We start from the raw sequence: 15,468 nt of genomic DNA, 5'->3' as shown, positions 1-15,468 counted from the left end.
CACCTGAGTATAATATATTTACTATTCTTTCTTTTGACCAATTTTTCTTTCTGTCCCATTTAATAATCGCTTTATATTTGCTCTGTGATTATATATTACTGATATGGTTAAAAACAAAGCTACAACTAACCCTGCTTTATTTTTTGCTATAATCATAAATATTGGTGAACAACCTATACCAACAACAGAACCTAATGAGACATATTTTGTTATAATTACCACCAATATAAACACTGCCAAACACATTAATGTTATTGCTGGATTTACAGCAAGCATTGCACCTAGTGAAGTTGCAACACCTTTACCCCCTCTAAATCCTAAAACTGCTGGCCAATTATGACCTGCTACAACACATATAACTGCTAGATATCCAGCTAAAAGAGTATCTATACCAACCAACTTTGCTGCAATTTCCGATATCAAAACAGCAATTACACCTTTAAAAACATCACCTAAAAAAGTCATTGCTCCTGCTCTTTTCCCAAGTGTTCTAAGTACATTTGTCGAGCCTGCATTACCTGAACCTTGAGTCCTTATATCAACCCCAGCAATTCGCTTTGCAACTATATACGAAGTTGATATATTGCCTAATAAGTATGCAATTACAGCAATAATTATATAACTAAATATTTCCACTGAACTTACCCCCTTTAGTTATATTTTAGATATTTACTTTTTATTTTTTTGTCTATACTCAAACTTTATAGAAGTTCCTTCAAATCCAAAGTTTTCTCTTATCTTATTTTCAAGGTATCTTTGATATGAGAAGTGAGTTAAGTTCTTGTCATTTATAAATAAAGTAATTTTAGGAGGTCTAATGTCTGTTTGAGTTCCATAGTAAATTTTTAATCTTCTACCTTTATCAGATGGTGGCTGATTTAACATTACAGCTTCTCCAATTACTTCATTTAATGCTGAAGTTGATATTCTCTTAGAATGCTCATTTGATACATATTCAACTGTGTCTAATATTTTATTCATTCTTTGATTAGTCTTTGCAGAAACAAATACTATTGGAGCATACATCATAAATGGGAATTTTTCTTTTATATCTTTTGTGTAATTACTCATTGTCTTATTATCTTTTTCTATTAAGTCCCATTTATTGACTACAAATATACATCCCTTGCCTTCATCATGTGCTATACCTGCAACTTTTGTATCCTGTTCTGTAACGCCTTCCAAAGCGTCTATAACTATTAACACAACATCTGCTCTATCTACAGCACTCATAGCTCTTATTACGCTGTATTTTTCTATCGTCTCATATATTTTGCTCTTTCTTCTAAGCCCTGCTGTATCTATAAGAAGAAACTTCTGTCCATTTTTTTCAAAATAAGTATCTATTGCATCCCTAGTAGTTCCTGCAATTGGACTTACAATTACTCTTTCTTCTCCTAATATCTTATTAAGTATAGAACTCTTTCCTGCATTTGGCTTACCTGTTATAGCTACTCTTATTATATCTTCTTCATACTCTGTATCTAATCCTGCTGGAAAATTTTGAACTATCTCATCTAATAAGTCTCCAAATCCCATACTATTGGCTCCTGACACTCCAAAAGGAGTTCCAAAACCTAATTCATAAAAATCGTATATATTATCAAACTGACTTTGACTATCAATTTTATTAACCACTAAAATTACTGGTTTTTTTGTTTTTCTAAGTATCTGAGCAATTTCTTTATCAGCAGCTGTTATTCCAGCCTTGCCATCAACTATAAAAAGTATTACATGTGACATATCCATTGCAAGCATAGCTTGATTTCTCATTTGAGATAATATTATATCTTCGCTATCAGGCTCAATACCTCCTGTATCTACTAATGTAAAATATTTATCTAACCATTCTACTTCTGCAAATATTCTATCTCTTGTAACTCCTGGTGTATCTTCAACTATTGATATCCTTTTTCCTGCAAATTTATTAAATATTGTAGACTTACCAACATTTGGTCTCCCAACTACAGCTACAACTGGCCTACTTATACTCATGTTGTTTCTCCTTCCATCTTTTGTTTTCTATTTTAAAATTTTATCCACAAAATCTTTTCCTTCATTTAAACATGGGATAATTTTTATTTTCATAAGTTCTTCTAACTGATTTAGTTCAATATTATCTAAGAAAATTTCTTCATCTGCTTTTAACATACTTCTTGTTATATAAAGAGCTTCTCCCAATTCCTTATGCTCAAGTTGCTCTTTTAAATCTTTAGCTGTTAAAAGGCCTGATACTGTTATTGTTTCTCCAAAAAACTTGTTTTTTATTTCATAAACATCTATTTGAAGATTTTTAAACTTGTCCATCATAGCATCTGCCATACTTTGTATAAATTCATATGCAGAATGTCCAGTAGCTATTGATACCTTTTTATCTCTTTTGAGAATATTCTCAGACAATGTGTTTAGATACTCTTCAATATCTGTTTTTAACTTACGTATCATACCTACACCATCTTCAAACTGTAAAAATCCTTCATACTCTTCATATCCAGGCAATTCTCTACTAGATAATATATAAAATTCATCTGATAAAAATGCAAATCGAGTTCCTATTTTCTCAAGATATATCTGTTGTATTTCATGTATTTGCTCTATAGTTTTACTTGCACCCTTATTATCAAATATATTTAATTCTACTAAATTTTCTCTATGCTTTGTAATTCCAACTGGAACTATAGCAACACTATTTACATATGGATAAAGTTGAGCTAATTCTTTTATTGTTCTATCCAATTCCTTTCCATCATTTATACCTGGACATAAAACAATTTGACAGTTCATCTCTATATGAGCATCTGCCAATCTCTTCATTATACCATATAATTTTCCTGCAAATTTATTACTTATCATTTTTTGTCTTAATTCTGGATTAGTTGTGTGCACAGATATATTTATAGGACTTATTCTGTATTTAATTATATTATTTATATCTTCTTCGCTCATATTTGTAAGTGTAACAAAATTTCCTTGTAAAAAAGACAATCTTGAGTCATCATCTTTAAAATAAAGTGTTTCTCTCATTCCTTCTGGCAATTGGTCTATAAAACAAAACATACATTTATTTCTACAACTTTTAGCTTGGTCAATTATTGGATTTGTAAATTCAACACCCAAATCTTCATCATAGTCTTTTTCTATCTCATATATGTAGACTTCGCCATCTTTTTTTTGTATCTCTACCTCTAAATACTCATCACTTAGTAAGAATCTATACTCTATTATATCATGTATTGGCTGTTCATTTACAGATATAAGTAAATCTCCTACTTCTATACCTATTTCTTCTGCAATACTATCTTTGTAAACTTTACTTATAATATTATTTATTTTTTTTACATTTACTTCCATTTTTTTCACCACTCTTTTATATTCATCAATATTTATTATAATATATTTTCATATACAGTTTATTACTTTATTATATTTTACAATAGCATTTTTAAACATTTCATGTCATAATAACACATTTTAATTCTAATAGTCAATATAAGTAAATAGCTATAAAAAGATTAAAACAAATAATATTCAAATTTAAATATTTTATAAATTTGAACATTATTTGCCCTTAAAAGTATCTTATCGTTTTAATGCTTTACTATTATTAATGTTCCATTAGTCATATCGTGAACCATTCCACCTACACACTTTGACATGAGCATCGCCTTATTTTGCAAGTCTTTTTCATCATTTGCATAAAATATTGGACAACCTCCACCATTTCTCATATTTTTATCTAGTGTAACTATTGCTAGGGTATATTCATTTAGACCTATATCCATTCCCATTTTATGCACTTCCTTTCTTTCCTATTTTATAGTTTTTCAGTGATAAGTTTTTACCTTTAGAACTTGAAAGTATTGGACATGATTTTACAGCTTCCATTACCTTTTCAACATTCCTATCTATTGGTAAATAAGCAATCATTATACTTTCATCATCTTTATTTCGTCTAGGTAATGGTACAAATGCAGGTTCTTCATAATCTCCATATAAACCTAATCTTGAATATATATTGTATACTATAGCTTGTCTTTGACCCGAATCAAATAATATTCCTGCATTAGCATAATCTCTATTTTTAGGAATTATTTGTATTCCTACACCTCTATTAATATATACTTCTCTATCACTTTTTAGACCTATATTTGTTATTCCTTTTAAATCTCCCACCTTCAATATAGATTCATTTACGAAGCTAATATCAGCAGGCATTACATCAGCTATATCTCCAATACTTTTTCTAGTAAGAAGTTTTTTAAGTATGAAAGCTAATAATAAACCACAAATTGAACTTATTATCAAACTCATACCTTCACTTATTTTAGTTTCTTCAATAATTACATAATATAATCCTATTGTTAAAAAAGATGTAACTATGCACATATAATTTCTTACTTCATAAGTTCTAGCTATCTCTTCTATAAATGCAGCTCCTCTTTTTACAAGTTGAACTTCTTCTAAGTTTTGTAATGTATTCCTTCTATTTGCTCTTACTTGTCTAAACTGTTCTGCTGCCAAAGATAAAAATGTTATCGATGTATAAGAACGATTTATAAGAGCTGGAACTAGTAATGCTCCTAATGCCGAAGCAACAAAGGCTAATATGAGCTGAGATAGTAAAACATTTGGTTGTGTAGGATACTGTTTTTGGTCTAAATTCAACATTATAACTCTTGATGTTATACCAATAATAACTGCAACAAAAAATACTCTATCCATTAAATCACTCCTAAAATATCTAATATAAAATGTTCACTTATAAATCTACAAAGTCTTTCTAGAAAAATCACTCTGTTTTCCTTTTGATGTCTCTATGATAGGAGTACTTTTTACTACATCTATCATTACATCTATATCCTTGATTATTGGTATATATGGTATAACCACAGTGCTTTTTTCTAAGTTAGTTTTAGATATAGCTACAATATCAACCTCATCTACATCTTTATCTATACCCATATGAATAAATAGATTATGTATTATAGCTTGTCTTTGTCCTATATCATTTACTATCCCAAATGCACCCAAATCTCTTGGTATAATTTCTATAGCTAAACATTCATTTTTATATTTTTCTCTTGTATTCTCTAAACCTATATTAGTTATTATTACACCATTTACTTTTAAAATAGGCCCTTCAAAACTTACTTCAGCAGGAACTATATCTGCTATATCTGCTATACTATTTCGTCTTAGAAACCTTCTAAAAATTAAACCAACCAAAGCTCCTGCTATAACAGCTAGTATTGTACAATAAATAAAGCTAAGGTCATATCGTTTTGAAACAGTAATATAAACTATAGAAGATACTAATGCAGAAAAAAGACTGATATAACTTCTAGATTCATACGTAGATGCTATTTCTTCTACATAAGCATCTCCCTTTGGTACTAATTCTTCATTGTCTATATTTTTTAATGTTATTCTTTCCTGCTCTGCAAGACCTTGAAATTGTTGTATCGCTACTGCAAAAAATGTTAATGCTGCAAACTCCTTATCTATAAGTGCAGGTAATGCTATTGCACCCAATGAAGCTGAAAGCCCTGATATTATTATTTGCTCTAAATAATCTTGTGGTCTGGATGGGTATTGCTTGTCTGTAACTCTTAAAACTAATCCTCTACATAATATTCCTATAATTACTGCTACTATAAAAGAGTGTCTAAATAAATTGGCACCTAATAAGCTTTCTTCCATTTTCTCAGCTCCTTCTCTTATATAGTTTGTGCAAAAAACAAAAAAAATTTCCTTCTATTTAAGGAAATTTTTTTGTAGGATTGTAACAATAAATTCGCTACCAATACCAAGTTCACTTTTTACTTTTATACATCCATTTAATGATTTGACTATATGCTTCGTTATAGCCAATCCTAAACCCGTTCCTCCTACATCTCTACTTCTTGCTTTATCTACTCTATAGAAGCGTTCAAAGATACGTTCTACATCTTCTTTTGGTATTCCAACACCATTATCTATAACTTTGATTATTATTTTTTCTTCATCTTTTAAAACTACCACTTGTACAATACCATTATCTTGAGTATATTTTATAGCATTATCAACTAAATTTAAAAATACTTGTTTGATATAATCTCTATTAGAAAGTATGTTTATTGATTTATCATCACATTTATATAAAACTTCTATGTTTTTTTCACTAGCTGAACGTTGAGTTATTTCATATACTTCTCTAAATACATCGTATATTACAACATCTTCCATTAGAAGAGTGTCTTTATTTTCTACAAATGATAATAATAATATGTCGTCAATCAATCTTTTTAATCTGTCTGATTCACTTTCTATTATTTCCAAAAACCTATTTCTAGTGTTTGCATCTATATTTTCATTGGATTTTAATGTTTCAACAAATCCACTTATAGATGTAAGTGGTGTTTTAAGTTCATGACTTACATTAGCAACAAAATCACTTCTCATATTTTCAAGCTTCACTTTTTTAGTAATATCTTCTATGTTTACTATTGAGCCAATTATTACATTATTGGTATTTTGAAGATAAACTGGATCCACTTTTATTTTGTATACTATATCATCTTTAGTAGTAATCTTTGCAGTTTCATTTTCTTTAGAACCTATAAATTGAAGTATCTGCTTTAATATTTCTTCTTCTTTTATTACAGCATTGATATTATGTCCTTCAACTAGTTTGTTTGGTTCACTCTTTATCATTTCTTTAGCTTCATCATTTATCAATAATATGTTTCCATTTACATCTATAGCTAAAATTCCATGAGATATACTCTTTAATATAGACCTTAATTGTAAATGTTTATATTGTACTTCTTCCAATGTATCATCCATATTTTTTATCATATGATTAAAATTTCTGGCTAATTCGCCTAATTCGCCTTTAGCTGATATATTCAACCTAGCATGAAATTCCTTGTTACTTACTTTTTTTGAAACGTATATAAACTCTTTTAAATATTTTCTCAGTGTTACTGTATATCTTACAGACAATATTACAATGGCTATAGACAACATAACAATAAAAAAATATATGCTATTTAATTCTTCCACAAGATAACACTCCTAAAATATAACTTTTTCTAATCTATTTTGTATCCTACACCTCTTATAGTTTCTATATATTTTTCTGATTTATCTTCATCTTCTATTTTTTTTCTTAAATATCTTATATGGACATCTACTGTTCTAGTTTCTCCATAGTATTCATAGCCCCATATTTTATCTAAAAGATAGTTTCTTGAAAGTACTTTACCTTTATTCTGAATTAATAATTTTAACAGTTCAAACTCTTTAAGTGTTAACTCTATCTTTTCAGAACCTTTAGTAACTTCATGTTTTGATAAATCTAGTTTTAAATTACCTGTGGTAAGTATATTATTTTCTTCGCCTGTACTAGTTAAGTTATATCTTCTTAAAACAGAGCTAACCCTAGCTAACAATTCTTTTATACTAAATGGCTTGGTTATATAATCATCAGCACCTACTTCAAGCCCTTCAACCTTGTCATTTTCCATATTTTTAGCAGTAAGCATTATAACAGGAATATTTTTCAAGTCTTTATCACTTCTTATTTTTCTCAATACTTCTATTCCACTTATATTTGGTAGCATCCAATCTAAAAGTATTAAATCTGGTTTAACTTCCTTAGCTTTTATAAATCCATCAAATCCATCATATGAATAACTAACTTCGTAGTTTGACACCTCCAAATTGAATTTTAATAGCTCAACTATATGCATTTCATCGTCTATAACAAGCACTTTAGTATTCATTAAAAAGCTCCTCTCTATTTTATCTGTAGTACCGTTCCTATTCGCTCTGATGCCTTATTATGTTTTCTATAAGAGTGGAATTCATCTGCTCTACAACTAGTGCATAGATTTAAATTTATTATATTTTCTTTTTTGACTCCACTACATCTCAGCATATACTCATTAATTTTCCATAAATCTAAATAGTAACTTCCCTCTTTTATTATATAGAACTTTTCATCATTATTTGTAAGAATTGTGTTAAATTTTTCTACTAACTCCTCAGAAACTTCATAACAACAAGGTCCAATTGATGGTCCAATTATACATATCAAATCTTCAGGAGCTGTTTTATAAGTCTCAGACATCAATTTTATTGTTTTGTGACCTATATTACTAAAAGTACCTTTCCAGCCAGCATGTGCCAGTCCTATGGCTTTATTTTTAGCATCTATAATTGATATAGGTACGCAATCTGCTGTAAACAATAAAAGTGGTACTTTCTCTAAGTTTGTTATAAGTGCATCTCCTTCTATTCTTTGTCCTATATTCTCTCTACTAACTATGTTAACTATGTCTGAATGTATTTGAGAATTACTAGTTAAATTTTCAAACATTAAATCGCATTCCTTGCAAACCCTTAACATGTCTTCTTTACTTTTTGCATCTATATTTTTACAAGTTATAACTAGATTTATAGAATTTAATTTTTCATCAATTTCTTTACAATTGCTACTTAAGTTAACATACTCTTTAATATCTTCTACACTTTTTAGATTTATATAATCTTTCATCATTTGTCTCCTTTTTCTATTAGTATACTTTTAAGTTCATTTACAAAAGTATTTATATCTTTAAATTGTCTATACACAGAAGCAAATCTTACATAGGCAACTTCATCTAAATCTTTCAATTTATCCATTACCATTTCACCAATTTTTTTGGTTTCGATTTCTTCTATAAAGCATTTATTTATTTCATTTTCAATATGTACAACTATATTCTCAATATCTTCAACAGATACAGGTCTTTTTTCACATGCCTTTAATAGTCCATATTTTATTTTTTCTCTATCAAAATACTCTCTACTATTATCTTTTTTAATAACCATTAAAGGAGTAGTTTCTATTTTTTCATAAGTAGTAAATCTCTTTTTACATAATTCACATTCACGTCTTCTTCTAATAGATTTTAAATCTGTATGTCTAGAATCTATTACCTTTGATTCTTTATAATTGCAATAAGGACATTGCATCTGTATTCCTCCTTTGTTTAGCTATATATCAAATTCATCTAAGCTTAATTCTGAACCTATATTTACTATTATTGTATCACAACCTATTTTAAGTATATCATTCCAAAATATAACTTCTTCATCCCCTCCTCTTGAAAAAAAACTTCTACTTCCATCTCCAAAAATGGTAAATGAGACTACTTTTCCCTCATGAATATCCATATCTATGTCGATTATGAAACCCATCCTTTTTCCATTTTTTACATTTATAATTTCTTTTTCCATTATATCAGAAACTCTAATCATATTATACTCACCCTTCCTTTAAAAATAAATATGTATTTGGATAAAAAAAAATGACCTATATAGGTCATTTAAATTTAAAATTATGTTTACATTCCATGGATTACTTATACATACTTTCTCATATTTTTTAAAGCATTTTTTTCAATTCTTGATACTTGTGCTTGAGATATACCGATTTCATCAGCAACTTCTATCTGAGTTCTTCCTTTGTAAAATCTTAAATCTAATACCAACTTTTCTCTACTATTTAATTTTTTAATAGCTTCCTTAAGTGATATTTCTTGCAACCAGTTTTCATCAGTATCTTTTTTGTCTTGAACCTGATCCATTACAAATATGGCATCTCCATTATCTTGATATACTGGGTCAAATAAAGATATTGGATCTTGTATAGCATCAAGTGCCATTACAACTGACTCTACTTCTAATTCTAATTCCTTTGCTATTTCTGATACTGTTGGTTCTTTTGAATTTGTTCTAATTAATCTTTCTCTAACTTGTAGTGCCTTATATGCTATATCTTTTAATGATCTACTAACTCTGATTGGATTATTGTCTCTTAAGTATCTTCTAATTTCTCCTATAATCATAGGAACAGCATAAGTTGAAAATCTGACATTTTGACTTAAATCAAAATTATCTATAGCTTTTATAAGACCAATACAACCTATTTGAAATAAATCGTCTATATTTTCTCCTCTGTTGTTAAATTTTTTTATTACACTCAAGACTAACCTTAAATTTCCTCTTACAAATTGTTGTCTGGCTTCTTCATCACCACTTTTTATTTGTAATAAAAGTTCCTTCATTTGCTTATTTTTAAGAACTGGAAGTTCAGATGTATTAACACCACATATTTCAACCTTATTAACTTGCATACATTTCAGTCCTCTCTCAAAAAGTATTCATCTATTGAAATTATTTACATTTCCAATTTTTTTATACTTTTTAAGAAGAATTAATTTAGCATTATACAAATTTTTTCATTTCTTTTTGTAATCTTGAAATTATTTTCTTTTCAAGTCTAGATATGTAGGATTGAGATATTCCAAGCATTCCAGCAACTTCCTTTTGTGTTTTTTCAATACCTTTATCTATAAGTCCAAACCTTAATTCCATAATTTGCTTTTCTCTGTCACTTAATCTGTCAAGTGCCATAACCAATAAATCTCTATCTATTTCTTCTTCGATTATTTTATATATTTCATCATTTTCTGTACCTAAAACATCTGATAATAGAAGTTCATTTCCATCTAAGTCTATATTTAAAGGCTCATCAAATGATACCTCCGTTTTCTTTTTATTATTTTTTCTTAGATACATTAGTATTTCATTTTCTATACATCTCGAAGCATAGGTTGCTAATTTTATATTTTTATTTAATTTAAAAGTATTGACTGCCTTTATCAAACCTATAGTCCCTATAGAAATTAAATCCTCTACATCTATCCCTGTATTTTCAAATTTTCTTGATATGTAGACTACTAATCTCAAATTTCTTTCTATTAAAATTGATTTTACGGTTTCATCAGTTTCTAGCTTTTGCAAAAGTTCCATTTCTTCTGCTGGTTTTAGTGGTGGAGGAAGAATATTGGCTCCACCCATATAGTATATTCCTTTTGGCTTTATTATTTTTAATTTAATACCTAACATCGTAATAAAGCTTATGATTCTTTCTTTTAATCGTAACATCCTTTGTCCCCCTTAAATTTTTAGCTAGAATCCAGGCAATATATTTGGATTCATTATTGCCCCATATTCTCTATCATTAAAATTTGAAATACCAAGTATTATATTTCCTATCTTTTGCTCATCTACCTCTACATAATCAGCTTTTAGACCAATTATTATGCTTGTCTTATTACTTCCAGCATGTTTATAAGGTATTATTCTAACTCTCCCTGAAGTTCTGTCATCTAAACTACATATAATTTCCTGAGCTTTTTTCATATCTATATCTTCATAGTTAATATTTAATAGATTTTCTGGAATTAATCCTTCTAATACACTTGATTTGACTATTATTACATCACTTTGACTTATTGGGTCTTTTAATAAATTTCCACTATCAACTAATGCCTTACAGCAAAAGCTTTTTTCTAATAAGTTTATATTTATGGTCTTCGTAAGCTCTTTGATGTATTTAAGCATCTTCAAGTCTTTGTAAATGTACTTTAATAGTTCACAACTTACATAAGTACATGCAATTAAAAAAGATATTTTTAAATGGCTTATTCCTGTAAAATAAATTACAAAATAAGTACTTCCAGAAATAAAAATATTTACTAAATAAAAAACTAATGCTACATGAGCATAATCTTTTTTGCTCTTAGTCCTAAATGAAATTAAAGTTATAATACTCATGATTATTATTTTAAATGGCACTGTAAATAGTATATCCATTGATGGGTATAAATAAGCAACAGAGTAGGCTCCTCCTAAACTAGCCCCCAGCAACTTATTTTTTCTAGGATTATATTTTTTAGTAAGAATAGAAGTACAACTTATAATAATATAATTTATTACTAGGTTTTCTATAACATAGTACTCAATATACACCATGTATCCCCCCTTAAAACCTTTAAACATATTATAAGATAGTATGTACAAAATTTTATGTCACTTTTGACAGTCGAATCCAAAACAAATTCTATTTAAAAATAACAATGATATATGTCTTATACTTTATGTCGTCAAAAGATATTTTTTTAGCATCAAAGAAATAGACTTTTTTGTAGAATTCAATATATCTAGGTAGAAGTTATTCAACTCTACCTTTGGAATATTTCCATAAAAAAAGACTATGCGACTTAATAATATAGCAAGTAAATCGTTTACTTGTATAAAATTAAATTGCATAGTCTATAAATCAAATATAAAATTAAATTATTGTGCTAACAATTCATTTGCATATTTTGCAGATTCGTTTAGTGCTTGTTCTGGAGTTTTGTCTCCAGCTATCATCATTTGAAGTTGTTTCCATAAGTGTTCATATATTTCTACTCCATGAGGTCCAACTGTTAATGGTCTGTACATATTTTTATCTTTTGTTACCATTTCTTCAAATCTTGGATCTCCTTGATATTTTTCACCTTTAGCAACTGGTGCTCTTGGTATCTCTTTATGGAAAGCTTCCATTGAGTCTTTGCTTAACATATATTCAAGAAGTTTAAATCCAAGTTCTTTGTTTTTACACGCTGACATTAAAGTTAAATCATCTACTGAGGCAAAACTACCAACTGTTTTATCTTCTAATGAAGTTACATATCCCCAGTTTAAGTCTGGGAATGATTTATCAAAAGTACTTGTAGCAGCAGAAGACAGCATTATAGTAAATGCAGCTTTTCCTGGTCCAAATACACTTTCAACCATCTCATTACTGTCTTTTGATAAAGCATTATCTGGTATATATTTTTTCATATCATTTATAAAGTTTGCAGCTTTTAATCCTTCTTTATTGTTAAATTTAACTGATTTTAAATCATCATTATATATATCTCCACCAGCTTGCCATAGATATGGATACCAGTTCCAGTTCAAACTACCAAACACTTTAGAACCCCAACCTTGTGCAAGACCCCATTGGTCTATTTTTCCATCTCCATCAGTATCTTTTGTTGCTTTTTCACATATTCTTTTAAAATCTTCCCACGTTTTAGGAGGTTTTTCTCCCAATTTTTCTAGTATATCTTTATTATAGTATAATACACCTGGATTAGCAGCTTCTATAGGTAAACCGTAAATTCCACCCATCATTTTTGCATTATCTAAGTATAAATAATTATCTGAAGTTCCTGATTTTTCTAAATAAGGAGTTAAATCTTCAACTGCTCCCATTTCTATAAATTGAGGAAACATTTCTGCATACATATACCCTATATCTGGCCCCTCACCTGCACTGATTGCAGTAGCATATTTTTCTGCATAATTATCCCATGGTACTATTTGGAATTCAATTTCACAGTTATTTTCCTTTTCAAATTTCTCAAGTATTGGTTTCCATGCATCTTCATCATGATCTGTTAACGGTGCAGACCATACAACTAATTTTTCTTTGCCATCTTTGCCTTTAGATTCTTCTTTTTTTGTACATCCAGCAAGAAGTGATGTTGACAAAATAGCAACCATGGCTAAAGAAAGAATTTTTTTTAGCTTAATCATACTTAATCCCCTTTCAGACTTTAATTTCTCTTTTTCCTCAAATTTTTACAATTCAATTCAGGTTTAATATTACCAAATAAAAATGTCATTGTCTAATTATAAAAAACTATAACCATTTATATAACTATCATTTTTTTCTATACTCAGTAGAAAAAACTTTACTTTTTTATTTTTTTTTGATATTAAAATATGTTAAAAAAAATAGGAGATTAAAGTACAAAAAATAAAAAGAAGTCTATTGACTTCTTTATAAGTTTACATATTATCTTCTTCTTCTTAAAAATGTAGGTATTTCCATGCTCTCATCATCATCTTCTTCTATTATACTTGCCTTTTTAGGAGCTTCTATCTTTTCTTCAACCACAATTTCTTCTTCTTCTATTTCTTTTACAACTTGTTTTACAGTTGTATTCAGAGAAGACCTTATACTTGATTTAGGCTTAGTATCCAAATCTAAAATCCCACCTTGTAAACCTTCAAATCCTGTTGCGATTACTGTAATCATTATTTCATCGCCTAAATCTTCTTTTATAGAAGCACCAAATATAACATTTGCTTCTGGGTCACAAGATTCCATAACTAAAGTAGATGCTTCATTAACTTCAAATAATCCTAAGTTAGGACCACCTGTAACATTAAGAAGTACTCCTTTTGCTCCTTGTATTGATGTTTCTAAAAGTGGTGATTGGATAGCTTGTCTAGCAGCATCTATAGCTCTAGTTTCTCCACTAGCACTACCTATACCCATATGAGCAAGACCTTTATCTTTCATTATAGTAGTAACATCTGCAAAGTCTAAGTTTATTAATCCTTCAACTGCTATAAGGTCAGAAATTGATTGTATACCTTGTTTTAACACATCGTCTGCAACTGCAAAAGCATCCAGCATTGAAGTATTCTTTTGTACTATTTGTAAAAGTCTATCATTTGGTATTGTTATAAGAGTATCTACCTTTGACTTAAGCTCAGCTATTCCACCTTCAGCATTTTTCATTCTTATCTTACCTTCAAATGCAAAAGGTTTTGTAACTACACCTACTGTGAGGATACCCATTTCTTTAGCTAGGCCTGCAACTACTGGGGCAGCTCCTGTACCAGTACCACCACCCATTCCAGCTGTAACAAATACCATATCAGCTCCTTGAAGTAGTTTTACTATTTCATCTTTACTTTCTTCTGCAGCTCTTTTTCCTACTTCTGGATTAGCTCCTGCACCAAGTCCTCTAGTTAATTTTTCTCCTATTTGAACTTTATATTCAGCCTTTGATGTATATAAAGCTTGTTTATCTGTATTTACTGATATAAATTCAACGCCTTTAAGTTGAGCTTCTACCATTCTATTGACAGCATTGTTTCCACCGCCACCTACACCTATTACTTTAATTTGTGCACATTCTTCTAATTCTACGTCAAAGTTTAGCATCATAAACCCCCTTATCTCATGATTCAAAGTTATCGTATGTATTAATTATATCATTTTCTTCTTTTATTTTGTTAACCTTTAAGTAACATATTCCACAAAAACGTAAATTTTCCTTTTTAATTTTCTTACTTATATTGTCAAATATTACTCTTTAAGTATAAAATATTTTATGTATATCTCAAAAGTTCTTTAATTTTTATGTTTTTTATTCATAATATTGGCAATGATATAACGTCTAATTATAGATAAATTATTAAATAGTCTCATCCCAAAAACTAATACTGCCACATAGTAAAGTGAAATTCCCAACTTTTCTCCTATATAAGTCAATAATATAGCCAAGATAGCATTACCTATGAAACCAGTAACAAAAATTACATTATCATAGTTATCTTCAAAACTGGATTTTATAGCTCCAAATATAGAATCCATTATTGCAAGAATAGCTACTGACATATATATCGAATAATCCATAGAATATGTAAATGGAATGTAGTAACCTACTACCACACCAAATGCCAATCCTCCTAAAATCCATATCATAAATCCTCACCTCTTTATTTTACTTTGAAACACAACTATATTACAATCCTTTTTAT

Annotated in this window: 17 protein-coding genes; all 17 read right to left on the bottom strand. The window is 28.8% G+C overall.

The genetic code is table 11. From position 1 onward, the window contains the following. Positions 1–21: 21 nt before the first annotated feature. Positions 22–636 carry a glycerol-3-phosphate 1-O-acyltransferase PlsY gene (plsY, locus tag IC175_RS10255; RefSeq protein WP_227432431.1) on the bottom strand — a complete coding sequence of 205 codons (615 nt, stop codon included), beginning with the start codon at positions 634–636 and terminating at the stop codon, positions 22–24. A gap of 33 nt (positions 637–669) precedes the next feature. Next, positions 670–1,995, bottom strand: coding sequence for a ribosome biogenesis GTPase Der (gene der, locus IC175_RS10250; RefSeq protein ID WP_255612844.1), 1,326 nt, complete (start codon positions 1,993–1,995; stop codon positions 670–672). Between the two features lie 27 nt (positions 1,996–2,022). Beyond that, on the bottom strand, positions 2,023–3,351 hold the full coding sequence (locus tag IC175_RS10245; RefSeq protein ID WP_227482895.1) for a DUF512 domain-containing protein: 1,329 nt from the start codon (positions 3,349–3,351) through the stop codon (positions 2,023–2,025). A gap of 236 nt (positions 3,352–3,587) precedes the next feature. Then, on the bottom strand, positions 3,588–3,788 hold the full coding sequence (locus IC175_RS10240; RefSeq protein WP_227432429.1) for a capping complex subunit for YIEGIA: 201 nt from the start codon (positions 3,786–3,788) through the stop codon (positions 3,588–3,590). Between the two features lies 1 nt (position 3,789). Beyond that, complete coding sequence (locus tag IC175_RS10235) at positions 3,790–4,722, bottom strand: YIEGIA family protein (RefSeq protein WP_227432428.1); 933 nt, start codon at positions 4,720–4,722, stop codon at positions 3,790–3,792. A gap of 45 nt (positions 4,723–4,767) precedes the next feature. Next, a complete protein-coding gene (locus IC175_RS10230) occupies positions 4,768–5,700 on the bottom strand; it encodes a YIEGIA family protein (protein ID WP_227432427.1) in 933 nt (310 codons plus the stop codon). Positions 5,701–5,754: 54 nt separating this feature from the next. Further along, positions 5,755–7,044: a HAMP domain-containing sensor histidine kinase gene (locus IC175_RS10225; protein ID WP_227432426.1), complete on the bottom strand. Its 1,290-nt coding sequence runs from the start codon at positions 7,042–7,044 to the stop codon at positions 5,755–5,757. 29 nt (positions 7,045–7,073) lie between these two features. Beyond that, a complete protein-coding gene (locus IC175_RS10220; RefSeq protein WP_227432425.1) occupies positions 7,074–7,766 on the bottom strand; it encodes a winged helix-turn-helix domain-containing protein in 693 nt (230 codons plus the stop codon). Between the two features lie 14 nt (positions 7,767–7,780). Next, a complete protein-coding gene (gene pgeF / locus IC175_RS10215; protein ID WP_413926908.1) occupies positions 7,781–8,542 on the bottom strand; it encodes a peptidoglycan editing factor PgeF in 762 nt (253 codons plus the stop codon). After that, entirely contained in the window at positions 8,539–9,000 is a 462-nt protein-coding gene (nrdR, locus tag IC175_RS10210) for a transcriptional regulator NrdR (protein WP_227824212.1), read from the bottom strand. The genes pgeF and nrdR overlap by 4 nt, the downstream gene beginning before the upstream one ends. Positions 9,001–9,021: 21 nt before the next feature. Continuing rightward, positions 9,022–9,285: a YlmC/YmxH family sporulation protein gene (locus tag IC175_RS10205; protein ID WP_227432422.1), complete on the bottom strand. Its 264-nt coding sequence runs from the start codon at positions 9,283–9,285 to the stop codon at positions 9,022–9,024. A gap of 104 nt (positions 9,286–9,389) precedes the next feature. Further along, on the bottom strand, positions 9,390–10,163 hold the full coding sequence (gene sigG, locus IC175_RS10200) for an RNA polymerase sporulation sigma factor SigG (protein WP_169468424.1): 774 nt from the start codon (positions 10,161–10,163) through the stop codon (positions 9,390–9,392). 91 nt (positions 10,164–10,254) lie between these two features. Next, the gene (gene sigE, locus IC175_RS10195) at positions 10,255–10,977 is read right to left on the bottom strand and encodes an RNA polymerase sporulation sigma factor SigE (RefSeq protein ID WP_227432421.1); all 723 of its coding nucleotides are present in this window, start codon (positions 10,975–10,977) and stop codon (positions 10,255–10,257) included. A gap of 24 nt (positions 10,978–11,001) precedes the next feature. Then, positions 11,002–11,847 (bottom strand): sigma-E processing peptidase SpoIIGA, encoded by an 846-nt coding sequence (locus tag IC175_RS10190; protein ID WP_227432420.1) that lies wholly within the window; start codon positions 11,845–11,847, stop codon positions 11,002–11,004. Between the two features lie 324 nt (positions 11,848–12,171). Further along, entirely contained in the window at positions 12,172–13,446 is a 1,275-nt protein-coding gene (locus IC175_RS10185; RefSeq protein ID WP_227482899.1) for an ABC transporter substrate-binding protein, read from the bottom strand. Between the two features lie 262 nt (positions 13,447–13,708). Continuing rightward, positions 13,709–14,869 (bottom strand): cell division protein FtsZ, encoded by a 1,161-nt coding sequence (gene ftsZ, locus IC175_RS10180; protein WP_227432418.1) that lies wholly within the window; start codon positions 14,867–14,869, stop codon positions 13,709–13,711. Positions 14,870–15,058: 189 nt separating this feature from the next. Continuing rightward, complete coding sequence (locus IC175_RS10175) at positions 15,059–15,412, bottom strand: small basic family protein (protein WP_227432417.1); 354 nt, start codon at positions 15,410–15,412, stop codon at positions 15,059–15,061. Between the last annotated feature and the right edge of the window lie 56 nt (positions 15,413–15,468).

The organism is Clostridioides sp. ES-S-0123-01 (assembly GCF_020658415.1).
Taxonomy (GTDB): Bacteria; Bacillota; Clostridia; order Peptostreptococcales; family Peptostreptococcaceae; genus Clostridioides.
Note: the sequence above shows the minus strand (reverse complement) of the source record. Positions and strands in the feature narration are given on the sequence as shown.

What these genes read in the sequence shown, in the direction of transcription:
- der (WP_255612844.1), bottom strand. Translation starts at nt 1,995, where the DNA reads ATGAGTATAAGTAGGCCAGTTGTAGCTGTAGTTGGGAGACCAAATGTT.
- IC175_RS10245 (WP_227482895.1), bottom strand. Translation starts at nt 3,351, where the DNA reads ATGGAAGTAAATGTAAAAAAAATAAATAATATTATAAGTAAAGTTTAC.
- IC175_RS10240 (WP_227432429.1), bottom strand. Translation starts at nt 3,788, where the DNA reads ATGGGAATGGATATAGGTCTAAATGAATATACCCTAGCAATAGTTACA.
- IC175_RS10235 (WP_227432428.1), bottom strand. Translation starts at nt 4,722, where the DNA reads ATGGATAGAGTATTTTTTGTTGCAGTTATTATTGGTATAACATCAAGA.
- IC175_RS10230 (WP_227432427.1), bottom strand. Translation starts at nt 5,700, where the DNA reads ATGGAAGAAAGCTTATTAGGTGCCAATTTATTTAGACACTCTTTTATA.
- IC175_RS10220 (WP_227432425.1), bottom strand. Translation starts at nt 7,766, where the DNA reads ATGAATACTAAAGTGCTTGTTATAGACGATGAAATGCATATAGTTGAG.
- pgeF (WP_413926908.1), bottom strand. Translation starts at nt 8,542, where the DNA reads ATGATGAAAGATTATATAAATCTAAAAAGTGTAGAAGATATTAAAGAG.
- nrdR (WP_227824212.1), bottom strand. Translation starts at nt 9,000, where the DNA reads ATGCAATGTCCTTATTGCAATTATAAAGAATCAAAGGTAATAGATTCT.
- IC175_RS10205 (WP_227432422.1), bottom strand. Translation starts at nt 9,285, where the DNA reads ATGATTAGAGTTTCTGATATAATGGAAAAAGAAATTATAAATGTAAAA.
- sigG (WP_169468424.1), bottom strand. Translation starts at nt 10,163, where the DNA reads ATGCAAGTTAATAAGGTTGAAATATGTGGTGTTAATACATCTGAACTT.
- sigE (WP_227432421.1), bottom strand. Translation starts at nt 10,977, where the DNA reads ATGTTACGATTAAAAGAAAGAATCATAAGCTTTATTACGATGTTAGGT.
- IC175_RS10190 (WP_227432420.1), bottom strand. Translation starts at nt 11,847, where the DNA reads ATGGTGTATATTGAGTACTATGTTATAGAAAACCTAGTAATAAATTAT.
- IC175_RS10185 (WP_227482899.1), bottom strand. Translation starts at nt 13,446, where the DNA reads ATGATTAAGCTAAAAAAAATTCTTTCTTTAGCCATGGTTGCTATTTTG.
- ftsZ (WP_227432418.1), bottom strand. Translation starts at nt 14,869, where the DNA reads ATGCTAAACTTTGACGTAGAATTAGAAGAATGTGCACAAATTAAAGTA.
- IC175_RS10175 (WP_227432417.1), bottom strand. Translation starts at nt 15,412, where the DNA reads ATGATATGGATTTTAGGAGGATTGGCATTTGGTGTGGTAGTAGGTTAC.